The 15,965-nt window shown below is 67.0% G+C and carries 10 protein-coding genes; 2 read left to right on the forward strand and 8 right to left on the reverse strand.

Annotation, left to right across the window (positions count from 1 at the left end):
- Positions 1–14: 14 nt before the first annotated feature.
- The 5 genes from AC1ZQA_RS05020 to AC1ZQA_RS05040 all read right to left on the reverse strand — a co-directional run bounded on the left by AC1ZQA_RS05020 (position 15) and on the right by AC1ZQA_RS05040 (position 8,756).
- Positions 15–2,852 carry a molybdopterin-dependent oxidoreductase gene (locus AC1ZQA_RS05020; protein ID WP_482678721.1) on the reverse strand — a complete coding sequence of 946 codons (2,838 nt, stop codon included), beginning with the start codon at positions 2,850–2,852 and terminating at the stop codon, positions 15–17.
- A gap of 4 nt (positions 2,853–2,856) precedes the next feature.
- Positions 2,857–4,593, reverse strand: a complete 1,737-nt coding sequence (locus AC1ZQA_RS05025) for an NADH-ubiquinone oxidoreductase-F iron-sulfur binding region domain-containing protein (RefSeq protein ID WP_482678722.1) — start codon at positions 4,591–4,593, stop codon at positions 2,857–2,859.
- 285 nt (positions 4,594–4,878) lie between these two features.
- Positions 4,879–6,516, reverse strand: coding sequence for an OFA family MFS transporter (locus tag AC1ZQA_RS05030; protein WP_482678723.1), 1,638 nt, complete (start codon positions 6,514–6,516; stop codon positions 4,879–4,881).
- 163 nt (positions 6,517–6,679) lie between these two features.
- Positions 6,680–7,579, reverse strand: coding sequence for a LysR family transcriptional regulator (locus tag AC1ZQA_RS05035; RefSeq protein WP_482678724.1), 900 nt, complete (start codon positions 7,577–7,579; stop codon positions 6,680–6,682).
- Positions 7,580–7,724: 145 nt separating this feature from the next.
- A complete protein-coding gene (locus tag AC1ZQA_RS05040; protein WP_482679276.1) occupies positions 7,725–8,756 on the reverse strand; it encodes a peptidoglycan-binding protein in 1,032 nt (343 codons plus the stop codon).
- A gap of 352 nt (positions 8,757–9,108) precedes the next feature.
- Between AC1ZQA_RS05040 and AC1ZQA_RS05045 the strand changes: the two genes are divergently transcribed.
- Positions 9,109–11,094, forward strand: a complete 1,986-nt coding sequence (locus AC1ZQA_RS05045) for a DEAD/DEAH box helicase (RefSeq protein ID WP_482678725.1) — start codon at positions 9,109–9,111, stop codon at positions 11,092–11,094.
- A 35-nt stretch (positions 11,095–11,129) separates the two neighbouring features.
- Positions 11,130–12,365: a nucleoside recognition domain-containing protein gene (locus AC1ZQA_RS05050; protein ID WP_482678726.1), complete on the forward strand. Its 1,236-nt coding sequence runs from the start codon at positions 11,130–11,132 to the stop codon at positions 12,363–12,365.
- A gap of 2 nt (positions 12,366–12,367) precedes the next feature.
- On the opposite strand, the gene AC1ZQA_RS05055 is transcribed toward AC1ZQA_RS05050, so the two are convergent.
- From AC1ZQA_RS05055 to uraD, 3 genes are read right to left on the reverse strand one after another with little or no spacing between them, the layout of a single operon-like run.
- A complete protein-coding gene (locus AC1ZQA_RS05055) occupies positions 12,368–12,907 on the reverse strand; it encodes a hypothetical protein (RefSeq protein WP_482678727.1) in 540 nt (179 codons plus the stop codon).
- 40 nt (positions 12,908–12,947) lie between these two features.
- On the reverse strand, positions 12,948–14,195 hold the full coding sequence (locus AC1ZQA_RS05060) for a M20/M25/M40 family metallo-hydrolase (protein WP_482678728.1): 1,248 nt from the start codon (positions 14,193–14,195) through the stop codon (positions 12,948–12,950).
- Complete coding sequence (gene uraD / locus AC1ZQA_RS05065; protein WP_482678729.1) at positions 14,192–15,964, reverse strand: 2-oxo-4-hydroxy-4-carboxy-5-ureidoimidazoline decarboxylase; 1,773 nt, start codon at positions 15,962–15,964, stop codon at positions 14,192–14,194. Before uraD ends, AC1ZQA_RS05060 begins: the two co-directional genes overlap by 4 nt.
- Between the last annotated feature and the right edge of the window lies 1 nt (position 15,965).

Below are 15,965 nucleotides of genomic sequence, written 5' to 3' on the forward strand. Positions count from 1 at the left end.
TTTGCGCGAACGCCTCAGACACTTGCCAAAGCCGGTTGCGGCTTGCCCAGCTTGACCGCGCAATACTTCACCTCGGCGATCTTTCCCCAGGGGTCGAGCGCGGCGTTGGTCAGCAGATTGGCTGCGGCCTCGGCGTAGGCGAAGGGGATGAACACCGCATCCTCGGGCAAGGCGGGGTCGGCGCGGGTGGCGAGCACGATGGTGCCGCGGCGCGACTGCACCTGCAAGGCATCGCCGGCGTGCAGACCGAGCTTGGTCAGCAGGTTGGGGTGAATGCTCACCGTCGGTTGCGGCTCCAGTGAGTCGAGCACGCTGGCATGGCGGGTCATCGCGCCGGTGTGCCAGTGCTCCAGCTCGCGCCCGGTGATCAGCACATAGGGGTAGACGTTGTCGGGCTGCTCGTCGGCAAAGCCCAGCGGGGCGGGCTTGAGCGTGGCGCGGCCGTCCGCGGTGGGGTAGCCGTCGGTGAACACCACACGGTGGCCGGGCTCGTCTTCCGCCGCGCAAGGGTAGGTGACGGCGCCTTCGCGCTGCAGCCGCTGCCAGCTGATCCCAGCGATCGACGGCATCATGCCGCGCATTTCCTCGAACACCGCGTCCACCCCGGTTTCGCCGCCGTGCATGTCCACTTCGGCAATGGGCGCCACGCCAAGGCGGCGCCCCATCTCCTGGATGATCCACAGATCGGCCCGCGCCTCGCCGGGGCAGGCCACGGCCTTGCGGCCGAGCTGCACCAGGCGGTCGGTATTGCTGACGGTGCCGGTCTTCTCAGGCCAGGCGGAGGCGGGCAGCACCACGTCGGCCAACGCGGCGGTCTCGGTGAGGAAAATGTCCTGTACCACCAGATGCTCCAGCCCGGCCAGCGCCTGGCGGGCATGGTGCACATCGGGATCGCTCATCGCCGGGTTCTCGCCCTCGATGTACATGCCGCGAATCTGCCCGGCGAGCGCAGCGTGGATGATCTCGACCACGGTCAGACCCGGCGTGCGGCTCAGGCTCTGAGGCGGCAGCGACCAGTAGCGCTCCACCTTGTCGAGCACGCCGGGGGTCTGCGTGCGTACATAGTCGGGGAACATCATGGGGATGAGCCCGGCATCGCTGGCGCCCTGCACATTGTTCTGCCCGCGCAGCGGGTGCAGCCCGGTGCCGGGACGCCCGATCTGACCGGTGAGCTGGCACAGTGCAATGAGTGCGCGCACATTGTCGGTGCCGTGCACATGCTGCGAAATGCCCATGCCCCAGAAAATCATCGACGCCTTGCTGGTGGCGAAGGCGCGCGCGGCGGCCCGAATGTCGGCGGCGGGCACGCCGCAGATCGGCGCCATCGCTTCCGGCGACAGCGCGGCCACGTGCGCGCGGATGGCCTGCACGTCCACGGCATGGCAGCGCGCGGCGATGCTGGCTTCACTCAGCAGGTTTTCGGCGAACACCACGTGCAGCATGGCGTTGAGCAGCGCCAGGTCCGCCCCCGGCGTGAACTGCAGCGTCATCCAGGCCTTGCGCGCCAGTTCGGTGCGGCGCGGGTCGGCCAGGATCAGGCGGGTGCCTCGCTTGAGGGCATTCTTCATCCAGGTGGCGCCGACCGGATGGTTCACCGTGGGGTTGGCGCCGATGATCAGGATGACGTCGGCCTGCAGCGCGTCTTTCACCGGGTTGCTCACCGCGCCGGAGCCAATGCCCTCCAACAGCGCCGCCACGCTGGAGGCATGGCACAGCCGGGTGCAGTGATCGACGTTGTGCGTGCCAAATCCGGCGCGCACCAGCTTCTGGAACAGATACGCCTCTTCATTCGTGCCCTTGGCGCTGCCGAAACCGGCCAGCGCCGCGCCGCCGTGCTGCTGCCGGATGCGCAGCAGGCCGCCCGCGGCGCGCTCCAGCGCCTCGTCCCAGGTGGCTTCGCGGAACACGCTGCGCCAGTCTGCCAGCGTGACCTGCCCGGGGTTTTTCGGCGCGTCGTCGCGGCGGATCAACGGCTTGGTCAGGCGGGCCGGGTTGGCCACGTAGTCGAAGCCGAAACGCCCCTTGACGCACAGACGGCCCTGGTTGGCAACGCCGTCTCGGCCTTCGACGCGGGCGATGTGTTCCTGCCCCTGCGCATCTTGCTGCAGGTGATAGGTCAGCGCGCAGCCCACGCCGCAATACGGGCAGACCGAATCGACCGTACGCGCGCTGACCTTGGCCCAGGAACCGTTGGCTGGAGCCAGCGCGCCGGTCGGGCAGGCCTGCACGCATTCGCCGCAGGCCACGCAGGTGCTCTCGACCATCGGCGCGTTCTGGTCGAACACGATGCGCGCTGCCGCGCCGCGCCCGGCCAGGCCAATGACATCGTTGCCCTGCTCCTCGCGGCAGGCACGCAGGCAGCGGGTGCACTGGATGCAGGCGTCGGCGTTGAAGCTGATCGCCGGGTGCGACAGATCGGCTGCCGGAGTCTGCGGCCAATGGGCGGCCTGCGCGGCCTCGCTCTGAACCGCGCGGGCATAGCGGGTGCGATCGGCCCCCAGGCGCTGCGCCCAGTGGTCGAGCGCGTCGTTCACCCGGTCTGTCCGCTGTGGCTTGCGCGCGGTCAGCAGCTCGACCACCCCGCGTTGCGCGGCACGGGCGCGGTCGCTCGCGGCATGCACCTTCATGTCCGGCGTGACGGCGCGGCAGCACGCGGCCGCGAGCACGCGTTCGCCCTCGACCTCGACCATGCAGGCGCGGCAGTTGCCCACAGGGCGCAAGGGGTCGCTGTGGCAGAGATGCGGAATCTCCACGCCGTGGCGCTTGGCCGCAGCCCAGATGGTCTCGCCGGGGTGAGCGGTGACGGGCTTGCCGTCGAGGGTGAAGGCGATGGTGGGTGGGGTCATGTCCATCGGGTTACTCCTTGGCCGCGTGCACTTCGTGGGGAAAGTGACGCAGCACGCTGTCGGTCGGATTGGGCGCGGCTTGGCCGAGGCCGCAGATGGAGGCGTCGCGCATGAGCTGGCTCAAGTCTGCGATGCGCGCAGCGGGCCAACCTGAGCTGGCCATCGCGGCCAGCATCTGATGCGTGCCCTCGCGGCAGGGGGTGCACTGGCCGCAGCTCTCGTGGGCGAAAAACTGCATCAGGTTGCGCGCGGCATGGGTGGCGGTGTCGGTGTGCGCAACGCTGGTGCCGAGCACGATCACCGCCATCGAGCCGATGAAACAACCTTGCGCGTCCAGCGTGCCGAAATCGAGCGGCAGATCGGCCTGCTCCGCGTTGAGAATGCCGCCGGAAGCACCACCGGGCAGCACGCCGTAGAGCGTCCAGCCGGGCGCCATGCCGCCGGCGAATTCGTCGATGAGCTCGCGCGCGGTGATGCCCGCCGGCGCCAGATACACGCCCGGCCGCGCCACCCGGCCCGACACGGTGAAGCGACGCAGCCCCTTGTGGCCACGGCGGCCCAGCTTGAACCACTCCGCCTCGGGATTTGCGACAAGCTCGGGAACCCAGGAGAGCGTTTCGACGTTGTGCTCCAGCGTGGGCCTGCCGAACAGGCCCGAGATGGCAACGATCGGCGGCTTGAGCCGCGGCATGCCGCGCTTGCCTTCGAGAGACTCGATCAGCGCCGACTCCTCGCCGCAGATATAGGCCCCGGCGCCACGTCGCAGTGCCACCTGCGGCAGCCGCGCACGCACCGCGGCGTCGTCGCCCGGCTCGTCATCGCTGGCGCCGCCGATGTCCACCCCGCCGTAGCGCAGCAGCCCTGCGTCGTGCAGCGCCTGAAGCTCGCGGTGCAGCAGCGCGCCTTCGGCGGCGTATTCGTCGCGCAGATAGATCCACACCCGGCCTGCGGCCACGGCCCAGGCAGCAATCAGCAGACCTTCGAGCAGGCGGTGCGGGGTCGTGCGCAGCAAGTGGCCGTCCTTGCAGGTGCCCACCTCGCCCTCGTCAGCGTTGACCACCATCAGCCGCGGCCCCGGCTGCTGCGCCACGGTGCGCCATTTGCGCGCGCTGGGAAATCCGGCACCGCCCAGTCCGCGCAGTGCGGCGTTGTCGATGCGCGCAATCACCGCGTCTGGAGTCAGCCGCCCGGCGCGGCAGTCGGCCAGCAGGGCGTAGCCGCCGCCTGCGCGGTAGGCGGCGAGGTCTTCGGCATCCGTGGGGGGCTGTGGTGCATCTGCTGCTTGCGGCAACGCGGCAAGCACGGCGTCTGCCGTGGCATGGCCCAGTGCATGCTGCCCCACCAGCACGCCGGGCGCCTGCGTGCACAACCCCATGCACGACGCGCCTTCCACTGCAACACCGGTACCACAGCGCTGCTGAAGATCGTGCAGCAGGCCGTCGGCCCCGGCCAGCGCGCAGCTCAGGTTGGTGCAGACCCGCACCACCGCAGTGGGTGCGGCCTCGTCCTCGCGCAGCAGACGGAAATGGTGATAGAAGCTGGCGACCTCGTACACCTCGCTGGTGCTCAGGCGTAGCCACTCGGCCAGCGCCGCCAGACGCGAGGGTCGCAGGCCGCGCTCGGCGTCGTTGAGGCGGTGCAGGTGCTCCATCAGCAAATCGGGCCGCGCAGCCAGATCGCCGCAGGCGGCCTGCACTGCAGCCCGGGCTTCCGGGCTGACCAGTCCGCCGCGCGGGGTGTTGCGCATGAAACGCATCGGTTGTGGCCGTGCTGCGCTTTTCGCGGCGTCAACCGCGGGAGGGACGAGAGTTGGGGCGGAGGAGATGGCGGAGTCTTGTGACATGGGATCTGATGTGAATCTCTCAAGGATACGCAGGGACACCCCAAGTTTCCTTGTCTCCCCTTGGGGGCGGGCCGGGCGCAGGCCAGCCCTGGGGGCCTTTGAAACCACAAAGCCGACGGATGCCGGCATTGTGGTGAACCGACAGGAGGAGACCGAGATCAGACCACCTCCCGAACCTCTGCAGATCGATCAAAACAACACAGCGGCTTTCTGCAGGGCGATCGACACGCCGATGAGGAACGGAATGCCCACTGCGGCCCAGGCCAGCACGCCGACCAGGCCAAAGCTGCCACGTGCGGCGTGTTCGGCATCACCCGCGATGCGATCTTCGTGTTTGAGTGCGCGTTCGTGAGCGAGTTCTTCCGGCGTCATGCGGTACTTGGCGGCCACCGGACGCACCAGCAGATTGAGGATGAAGCCCACCAGCAGCAGCCCGGCCAGAATGTAGAGCGTGCGGTCGTACACCAGATTTTTCGCGATGCCAGCGTCGATCTGCGTCTGGCGGATGGCGGCGATCAGGAAGGGCCCTGCAACCCCGGCCACCGACCACGCAGTGAGCAGCCGGCCATGAATGGCGCCGACCATCTGCGTGCCGAACAAGTCGGCCAGGTAGGCGGGCACCGTGGCGAAGCCGCCGCCGTACATGGTCATGATGACGCAGACCGCCAGGATGAACAGACCGGCCGCGCCTCCATGGCCGAGCGCGGGCAGACTGGCATACAGGGCCACGCCCAGCGCAAAGAACACGGCATAGGTCGCCTTGCGGCCGATGTAGTCGGACAGGGCGGCCCAGAACAGGCGCCCACCGCTGTTGAACAGGCTGATCAGCCCCACCAGACCACCGGCCGCTGCAACGAGCGCGGCCTTCTGTCCGGCGTCGAGCACGGCACCGCTGTCCAGACCGATGAGACGGCCGCCGAACACGTCCTGCAGCATCGGGCTGGCCATGGCGATCACGCCAATGCCGGCAGTGACGTTCAGGCACAGAATCCACCACACCAGCCAGAACTGCGGCGTTTTCATGGCCTTGTTCAGATGCACTTCATGATCGGTGATCATGGCGTTGCTGCCCTTGGCCTTGGGCGTCCAGCCCAGCGGCGTCCAGCCAGTGGGCGGCACGCGAAAGCCAAAGGCGCCGATGCTCATCACCACAAGGTAAAGCAGTCCCATGACGATCAGGGTGGGCGCCACGCCTTGCGGGCTGGTGGCGCTGAACTGCTTCATCAATGCGACAGCCAGTGGCGCGCCGATCATGGCGCCACCGCCAAAGCCCATGATGGCGAAACCCGTGGCCAGACCGCGACGATCCGGGAACCACTTGATGAGCGTGGAGACCGGTGAGATGTATCCCAGCCCCAGGCCGATGCCCCCCAGCACCCCGACGCCCAGAATGACCAGCCAGAGCTGATGGATGGAGACGCCGATGCCGCCGAGCACCAGTCCACCTCCCCAGCACAGCGCCGCAATGAAGCCCGCCTTGCGCGGACCCGCATGCTCCAGCCAGGCGCCCCAGATGGCTGCGGAAATGCCGAGAAACGCGATGAACACCTCGAAGATGTGCGTGACCGACGGCACAGTCCAGTTGCAGGTCGTGGTGGTGAGATGTCCCCAGAAGCCCATGCTGCCGCACACCGCAGCATCGGTGCCCTGAAGCAGCTTGCTCATGGGCAGCCAGAACACGGAGAAACCATAGGCCATGCCGATACACAGGTGGATGGCCAGCGCTGCGGTGGGAACCAGCCAGCGATTGAAGCGCGGACTGGCGACTGTGCGCTCCCGGTCGAGGAGGCCGGGTGAGGGCAATGGCGTGGTGATGGATGCAGACATGAATTCTCCAAGTGGTCTGTTGGAATGAACGATGTAGCAACCGCCGAATTTCAGCGGTGGCACCGCTTTGTAGTGAAATTTCTTGCAGAAACTTACAGGCGGATATGAAAAATGCCCATCAAATTTTCTGAAATGGGCATTCGTTTTTTCTGCATGAGACCTGTCAGGGCGATGTCGATGCCCCCGTCAGGCGGCGCGCAGCAGCCATCAGTGCGCCCACCGCGACCGGGTGTGGTTCACGCTGCAGGGTGACCAGCCCCGTCTGCCACGACACGGCAGGCTGCTCCAGGCGCACCACATGCAGGCAGTGCGCGGTATCGAGAATATCGAGCACCCGGCGCGGCAGAATGCAGCACCATGCGCCGCTGGCGACATGCGACAGCATGCTCATGATCGAATTGGTCTCCACCCCGGGCCTGGGCTGCAGGCCGAGGCTGGCGAACACGCGGTTGATGGTCTTGCGGTTCTGCATGTCCGGTGTGAGCAGGCACAGCGGCAACAGCGCCGCCTCGCCCCAGGTGATGACTTCGCGCTGCGCTGCTGCGGTGTCGCGCCCGGCGATCAGCACATGCTGCTCCTGCCAGATGGGAATGAAATCCAGCCCCGGCCCGTCGCTGGATTCGGTATAGACGATGCCGCCTTCCAGCTCAAAGGCTTGAACCCGCCGCAGGATTTCATCGGTGTTGAGCGACAGGATTTCCAGGATGAGTTGTGGATGGCTCTTGACCAGTACGGCGGAGAGCGCGGCCACCACGGTGAGTGCCGTGGGAATCACCCCCAGCCGCAGGCGCCCGCTGATGCCCGCGCCAAGCTGGCTCAGGTGCAGCCGCAAATCGTCTTCCACAGAGGCCATGCGGCGTGCGAAGTCGAGCACGGCGATGCCCTCGACGGTCAGGCCAGAGAACGACTGCCCCCGCTCGACCAGTGCCACGCCGAGCGTTGATTCCAGATCCCGAATGGCAGCAGACAGGGTGGACGGCGAGACATGGCAACGCGAGGCGGCCCGGCCGAAATGCCGCTCCTGCGCCAGAACCATGAGATAGCGATATTTGCGGGATAGCACAGGGCGAATGTGACATGCGGAATGAAAAAGGGCCGACGCATTGTCGACCCTTTTGCTTGATCATGTGCTGGACGGTCCATCGGCTCGCCCCGGCGCTCTGCGGCTGTTCGACAGCCCGCCGGGGGCAGCCCCGTTGACCGCTTGCTTACTGGCTGAGCGCGGCGATGGTGGCCTGATCCAGCATGCCGGTACCGGGCAGGCCCTGGGATTTCTGGAAGCGAATCAGCTCGGAGCGGGTTTTCGGACCCATCATGCCGTCCGGGGCGCCAACCGGGTATCCCTTCTGGTTGAGCTTTTCCTGTGCCTGTTTCAGCGTCATGCTCAGGGTCGCAGGTTGCGCCGCAGCGGCCGGTTGCGCCGCCGGGGTCGATCCGCCCTGCACACCCAGCTGACCACCCGTGCCGAGACCGCCCTTGACCTCTTGCGCCTTGTAGTTCTGCACGGACTTGACGATGCCGTTGTAGGAGTCCATGAAGGCCGCAACGATCACCTTGCCCTGCGCGGTATTGGCGTAGCCGCCGCCGATGCCGCCAAGTCCGCCGCCGAACAGGCCGCCAATGGCGCCAAAGTCCCAGTTCTTTGCGCTGCCCTCTGAAGCGGCAAGCTGGACGCCCGAGCGGTTGTCCACCAGGGTCAGCAGGGTGCTGGCCTCTTTGGAGCTGAGACTTCCGCCGACGATGGCGCCAACCGGGCCAAGCAGTCCTCCGACCAGCCCTCCCATGCCGCCTGCGTTGTTGTTGGAGAACGTGATTGACGGCGTGAGGGTGTAGTCGGCAGACACCATCTGGCCCTTGCCGAAATTGGAGTTCTGCCGCAGTTCACCCGATTGCGCCAGCGCACGCTCCTGCATCATGTTGTTCATGGCGCGGCCGCGGTCTACCACGACGAAGCAGTTCGATTGCTGGATCATCAGCTTGAGCACCGGGGTGGTCGGGCCGAGCTGATACTGGCTGGTCAGGATGCCATACCACGGCGAACTGGTGTCCTCGACCACGGCGATGGTGCCCAGCGGCGCGTTGCAGCGGGCCAGTTTGTCGTTGGCGTTTTGGCTGTTTGCACCGCCTGCAGAGCCGGTGGCCTCGGTCTTGGCTGCTTTGGAGCCCATGTCCATGCTGGAACAGGCAGAAAGGGACAGGACCACAGCCAGGGTGGCAAGGCGTTTGAAGCGATGCTGCATCATTTTTTGCGGACTCCAAGTGTTGTGTGCGGGTTCGTAGGCGACTGACCGCTGTGGCCATGACGCGAAGATTGCCGAAAAACGCAAGAGGTCGATCAGCGTCAGTCAGAGTGTGCAAGGTTCATCGTTTCGGGGATAAAAACAAGCACTTGTCCATCATAATGGAGTGACGTTAAAAAAATTCGTGAATTTTTCTCGATTTCTCGAGGATCTCATCGTTCAGGCAAACAAGTGGTAACAAATGCTTGCTGATCTCGTTGACGCACGCTGGACTGGATCACTGTCGTCGAATGCGCGTACGCAGCCCAAGAGCGCGCACAATGGAGGTTTAGCCGTATTCAAGGCCTTCATCATGACGCCCCAAGAAAACTCCCCCTTTGCCGAACTCGGCCTGCCTGAACCGCTGCTGCAAGCCCTGCGCGATGTGGGGTACGAGAGTCCGTCGCCCATTCAGGCGGCCACCATTCCGCCGCTGCTCGCCGGTCGCGATGTGCTCGGGCAAGCGCAGACCGGCACCGGCAAGACCGCCGCGTTTGCGCTTCCCATCCTCGCCAGGATCGATTGCAACGCTCGCCACACCCAGGCACTGGTGCTGGCGCCCACGCGCGAGCTGGCGATCCAGGTGGCGGAAGCCTTTGCGCGCTATGCCGCGCATCTGCCGGGCTTCAACGTGCTGCCGATCTACGGCGGGCAAAGCTATGTGCCGCAGCTGGCGTCGCTCAAGCGCGGCGCACATGTGGTGGTGGGCACGCCGGGGCGCATCATCGACCATCTGGAACGCGGCACGCTCAAGCTCGACCAGCTCGCGCACATGGTGCTCGACGAGGCCGATGAAATGCTGCGCATGGGCTTCATCGACGATGTCGAGTCCATCCTGCAAAAAACCCCCCCGCAGCGTCAGGTGGCGCTGTTTTCGGCCACCATGCCCTCAGCCATCCGGCGGATTGCGCAAACCTATCTGCGTGATCCCCAGGAAATCACCATCAAGGCGGCCACGACCACGGCCACGCACATTCAACAGCGCTACTGGATGGTCAGCGGTCTGCACAAGCTCGACGCGCTCACCCGCATCCTGGAGGTGGAGCCGTTCGAGGGCATGATCATCTTCGCCCGCACCAAGCAGGCCACCGAGGAACTGGCCGAGAAGCTCGCGGCCCGTGGCTTCACCGCCGCAGCGCTCAACGGCGATGTGCCGCAGGCGCTGCGCGAACGCATGGTGCAACGGCTCAGGGACGGCCAGCTCGACATCCTGGTGGCCACCGACGTGGCGGCGCGCGGCCTCGATGTGGAGCGCATCAGCCACGTGGTGAACTACGACATCCCCACCGATACCGAAAGCTATGTGCACCGCATCGGCCGCACGGGCCGCGCGGGGCGTGCTGGCGATGCCATTCTGTTCGTCACCCCGCGCGAGCGGCATTTGCTGCGTGCCATCGAGCGCGCCACGCGCCAGCCCATCACGCAGATGCAACTGCCCAGCACCGAGGCGGTGAACGACAGCCGGATCAACCGTTTCATGGAGCGCATCACTGAAGCCCGCGAGCAGGAGGGGCTGGAAGACTATCAGCGTCTGGTCGAGCGCTATGAGCAGGAATTCGACATTCCGGCCATCGAGATTGCCGCAGCGCTGGCGCGCATGGTGCAGGGCAACAAGCCGTTGCTGATGCGTGCGGGCAGCGAGCCGTCCAACAGTGCGGAAACCGCCGCCCCGCGTCGGGAGCACGAGCCGCGTGAAGCCCGCGAGCCGCGCGCTCCGCGTTCGGTGCGGGCACCGCGCGATGACGTGGCACCGCTGCGCCCTCCCCGCGAGCGGACCAAGCCACGCGATCTGGAGTCGTTCACCCAGACCCTGATGCAGGTGCGCGAGGAAGCGGGCGTGCCGCAGCGCGCCACGCATGGCGAGGCCGAGCATGCCGAGCGACCGGCACGCGCCGAGCGTTCGCAGCGCAATGTGTCCGTGGGCGATCTGCGCTTCGAGACCTACCGCGTCGAGGTCGGACGTGATCATGGTGTGGAAGTGCGCAATCTGGTGGGCGCCATCGCCAACGAGGCCGGGCTGGAAAACAAGCACATCGGCAATATCGCCATTCGTGGCGATCACAGCTTTGTGGAACTGCCCGAAGGCATGCCCAAGGATGTGTTTCGCACCCTGCAGAAAACCTGGGTGGGCGGACGCCAGTTGCAGCTCAGCAAGGCAGAACCGGTGCGTGCAGGAGGCGGCGAGCGCCCAGCCCGCGCACCGTCGCGCCGCGCCGATGCTGGCGCCCCTTCGCCGGCACCCAAGCGCCGCGCTGCGCCGATGCCCGCAGGCGGCAAATCCTTCAAGCGCAAGCCTTGAGACGTTAGCGCACGGGCGCGTCATGCCCTCAGGCGATGCTCAACCGTCTCTGGCTTGGCTTTTTTCTGGTGGCCGCCGTGGCAGCTCTGGCGCGCTGGCTGCTGGGTGGCGATGCTGCGGTGTTCGCCGCCGTCACCGACAGCCTGTTTGCCATGGCCAAGCTCTCGGTCGAGGTCATGGTGCTGCTGTTCGGCACGCTCACGCTGTGGCTGGGGCTGCTGCGCATCGCCGAGCGCGCCGGGCTGGTCGAGCTGCTGGCGCGCGCGCTGACGCCGCTGTTCACAAGGCTGATGCCCGAAGTGCCCGCAGGCCATCCGGCCATCGGCCTGATCACCCTGAACTTCGCCGCCAATGTGCTGGGGCTGGACAACGCCGCCACGCCGATCGGCCTGCGCGCCATGCGCGAACTGCAGACGCTCAACCCCAGCAGCGATACCGCGAGCAACGCGCAGATCCTGTTCCTGGTGCTCAACGCCTCGTCGCTGACGCTGCTGCCGGTGAGCATTTTCATGTACCGCGCGCAGCAGGGCGCGCCTGATCCGACGCTGGTGTTCCTGCCCATCCTCCTCGCCACCAGCGCGTCCACCCTGGTCGGCCTGCTCAGTGTGGCTTGGATGCAGCGCCTCAAGCTGTGGGACCCGGTGGCGCTGGCCTACCTCGGCGGCGGCGCGCTGCTGCTGGGCGGCCTGCTTGCCGTGTTGGCGAGTCTGAGCGCGGCGGCGCTGGCCAGTGTGTCGGCGCTGGTGGGCAATCTGGTGCTGTTCGGCGTGATCGTTGCGTTTCTGCTGGCCGGGGCGATCAAGCAGGTGCCGGTGTACGAGGCGTTCATCGATGGCGCGAAAGACGGCTTTGGAGTCGCGCGCGATCTGCTGCCTTACCTTGTGGCCATGCTGTGCGCAGTCGGCGTGCTGCGCGCTTCGGGGGCGCTGGGCTATGCGCTGGAGGCGATCCGCTGGGTGGTGCACGCGCTCGGCCTGAACACCGATTTCGTCGCCGCGCTGCCCACCGCGCTGGTCAAGCCGTTTTCCGGCAGCGCCGCGCGCGCGATGCTGATCGAGACCATGCAGCATTACGGCGTGGACAGCTACCCGGCGCTGCTGGCCGCCACCATGCAGGGCAGCACCGAAACCACGTTCTATGTGGTGGCGGTGTATTTCGGCGCGGTGGGCATCCGCCGCGTGCGGCACACGGTGGGCTGCGCGCTGCTGGCCGATCTGGCCGGGGTGATCGCGTCGATCGCGGTGTGCGCGTGGTTCTTCGCGCCGCGCTGAACCTATGTCTTGAGCTGGCGCAGCAGCGCAATCGCCTTGGGCTCGCCATGCTTGGCCACGAGCGCGGCCTTGATCTCGGGCAGCAGCGCGAGCAGCTCGTCGGCGGTCTGGCATTGTTCGATCTTGAGCTGGATGCCATAGGCCTTGAGCATGCCCAGGTTGCCGCTGACCAGCGCGTTGATGCGGCGATACAGGCTGGAGAACGCGGCTGCGGTGTCTTCCGGCTCGGCGGCGCTGCGGGTGTCGAGCGCGAGTTCCGAAGGAAGCTCGTCGTCGTCATGCAGGAAGGCATCGGCGCTTGATTCGGCGGCGGCTGCGGGCGCGGGTTCCTCGGGCACAGCAATCAGGCCGAGCGCGCGCAGTTGTTCGATGGCATCACTCGGCGCGGAAATCGCCTGCATCATGCTCTGCAGGGTCTGCAGATCGCGCTTGCCGTCCACCAGCAGCAGCACATTGCGCAGTGGGCGCGATCGCAACAGCGATGGCTTGGCCATCTCGCTCTGGCCCAGGGGGGTCTTGAACAGCACGGTATCGGGGTTCATGCGCGCAGTGGGGGTTGCTTCACGCGGGGGAGTTTAAGTTTTAACCGAGCAGATCGAACAGGGTACGGGCAACCACCTGGGTGGCGCGGCGCAGATCGTCGAGCACGATGTGTTCATCGGCGCGCTTGGCGTTGCTCTCGCGCACGGTGCGCGGACCGGCGCCGTAGATCACTGCGGGAATGCCATGCGCGGCGTACAGGCGCACATCGGTGTAGAGCGGGGTGCCGACGATCGGGATGGTCTCGTGGAACAGCGCCTGCGCATGGCGCTGCAGCGGCGCGGCGAGGCGCTCGTGCCCGGGCAGCGGAGTGAGGGCGCGGGCGAGCAGCATGCGGCGGATGTCCACGGTGATGCCGGGCACGCTGGCGGCGGCCTGCGCGATGATGCGGCGCAGCTCGGCCTCGACCGCGGCTGGGTCTTCCTCGGGAATCATGCGGCGGTCGAGCTTGAACACCACCTTGCCGGGGACGACATTGGTGTTGGTGCCGCCTGCGATCCACCCGACATTGAGGTACGGGTGGTCGATGCCGACAACCTGCGAGCGCACATTGCGGTTGAGCGCGTTCTGCGCGTAGAGCGCATTCAGGATGACGACCGCGCCCTGCAGCGCGTCCACGCCCGTGTGGGCAATGGCGGCATGCGCCATCATGCCGTGCACGGTCACTTCGAGCTGCAGGCAACCGTTGTGCGCGTTGACCACCTGATAGCTGAAGCCCGCGGCGATTTCCAGGTCGGGCCGCGTGAGGCCGTGGTCCAGCAGCCAGCCGGGGCCGAGCAGGCCGCCGAATTCCTCGTCATAGGTGAAGTGCAGCTCCACGCCGCCGCGCAGCGGCGCGCCCAGTGCCTCGATCGCGCGCACGGCGAAGGTGTAGGTGGTGAAGTCGCACTTGCTCACGGCGGCGGCGCGGCCGTAGAGCTTGCCGTCTTCGATTGCGCCGCCGTATGGATCGTGCGTCCAGCCTTCGCCCGGCGGCACCACGTCGCCGTGGGCATTGAGCGCAATGACCGGGCCACCGGGGCCATAGTGGCGGCGCACGATGAGGTTGGTGATGGACTCCAGTCCCTGTGCCCGACAGGCTTCGGCGGGAATGGGAATCTTCTCGGCGCTCATGCCGAGGTCGGCCAGCAGTTGCGCGGTGCGCTCGGCGTGCGGCGCATTGTTGCCCGGCGGGGTATCGGTGGGCACGCGCACCAGTTCCTGCAGCATGCGGGTCTGCTCGGCGAAGTGCGCATCGACCCAGCGGTCGAGCGCGGCGTAGGTGGCTTGCGGGGGATCGCGGTGGGTCATGGGGCGGCGAGGTCGTCGAGCAATCGGGTGAAGGCGGCGCAGGCGAGGTCGAGGTCGTCTGCGGTGCTGGATTCCAGTGGGTTGTGGCTGATGCCGGCGTTTTCGCCGCGCACGAACAGCATGGCCTGCGGCAGGATGGTGTGCAGTTTCATCGCGTCGTGCCCGGCGCCGCTGGGCAGGCGGTGCAAGGGCAGGCCCAGCGCGGCCACGGCATGCTCCCAGCGCTGTTGCAGCGCGGCGTCGCTGGCAGCGGCCTGTTCGCGCATGGTTTCTTCCAGGGTGAAGCGCAGCTGGCGGCGCGTGCATATCGCGTCGAGTTCGGCGCGCACGTCCGCGAGCAGGGTGTCGCGCTGCGTGTTGCTCGGGGCGCGCAGATCCAGGCTGAAGGCGCAGCGCCCAGGCACGACATTGATCGACCCGCCGGGCACTTCCAGCAGCCCCATGGTGGCGACTGAATCGCCATCGACCGTGGCGCGACGCTCGATGAACAGCGCCAGCTCAGCTGCGGCGCAGGCGGCGTCGCGCCGGGCATGCATCGGCGTGGTGCCAGCGTGGCTGGCCATGCCGACGATCTCTCCAACCAAGCGCACACTGGCGTTGATCGCGGTGACGATGCCCAGCGGCAGGTCGAGCGCGTTGAGCACCGGGCCCTGCTCGATATGCACTTCGACAAAGCCGAGGTAGCGCGGGGGATCGCGTTTGAGCGCTGCAATCGCCTGCAGATCGGCCGGCAGCCCCGCATGGCGCATGGCCTCGCGCATGGGTATACCGTCCCGGTCTTGCTGGTCGAGCCAGGCGGGGTTGAAGTCGCCGGTCAGCGCGCCCGAGCCGAGGAAAGTGGCCTTGTAGCGCTGGCCTTCCTCCTCGGCAAAGGCCACGACCTCCAGGCCGAAGGGCAGGCGGCGTCCGGCGCGATGCAGCGCCTGCACGCAGGCCATCGGAATGAAGTGACCGATGCGGCCGTCGTACTTGCCCGCGTTGCGCACGGTGTCGTAATGCGAGCCGGTGAGCAGGCGGCGGGCCTGCGGCTGCGTGCCCTCATACACCCCGACCACATTGCCAACGGCGTCGATGCCCACACTGTCGAAACCACAGTGGCGCATGGTTGCGGCGATCTCGGCAGCAGCGGCGCGATGGGCGTCGGTCAGATAGGTTGCAGTCAGCTCAAAGCGCTCGCGCCAAGGCGACTCGCTGTGCGCGGCAAGGCGCTCGCACCAGTCCCACACCTGGTTGCCCTGCTGCGGGATGAAGCCAAACTTGTCGTTGAGCCGCAGTTCGGCGATGCGATGGATCTGGCGCAGCGCCTCGGCAAATTCCACATCCGGCGGGTTGTCCAGGCGGCGCTCGAGTGTGGCGATGATTTGCGCGCGAGTCAGCCCGGTGCCCCGCGGGCCGCGCACCGCGAGGAGGAACGGAAAGCCAAAGCGCTCGCCATAGGCCGCGTTCAGCGCGGTGATGCGGGCGAACTCCTGTGGCGTGCAATGTGCGAGTCCTGCGCGGCCTTGCTCGTCCGTGGACTCTGCGGTGAGTGCGCCTGCGATCGCGGCCTTGCCCGCCAGCTCCGGGTGTGCGCGGATCAGCGCGAGCTGCTCCGCGCGGCTGGCGCTGCGCACGGTTTGCACCAGCGCCTGCTTGAGCGCGGCCAGTGTGGCAAATGGGCGGCTTGCCGCCGCGCGTTGCGCGATCCACGGCGAGTGCTCGTAGACACCGCCCAGCAGGGTGGCGATGTCGGCGGTGCTGGCCGTGTTGATCTGGTCGAGAGTCAACATG

It is taken from the genome of Thiomonas sp. DCM-2, assembly GCF_056820905.1.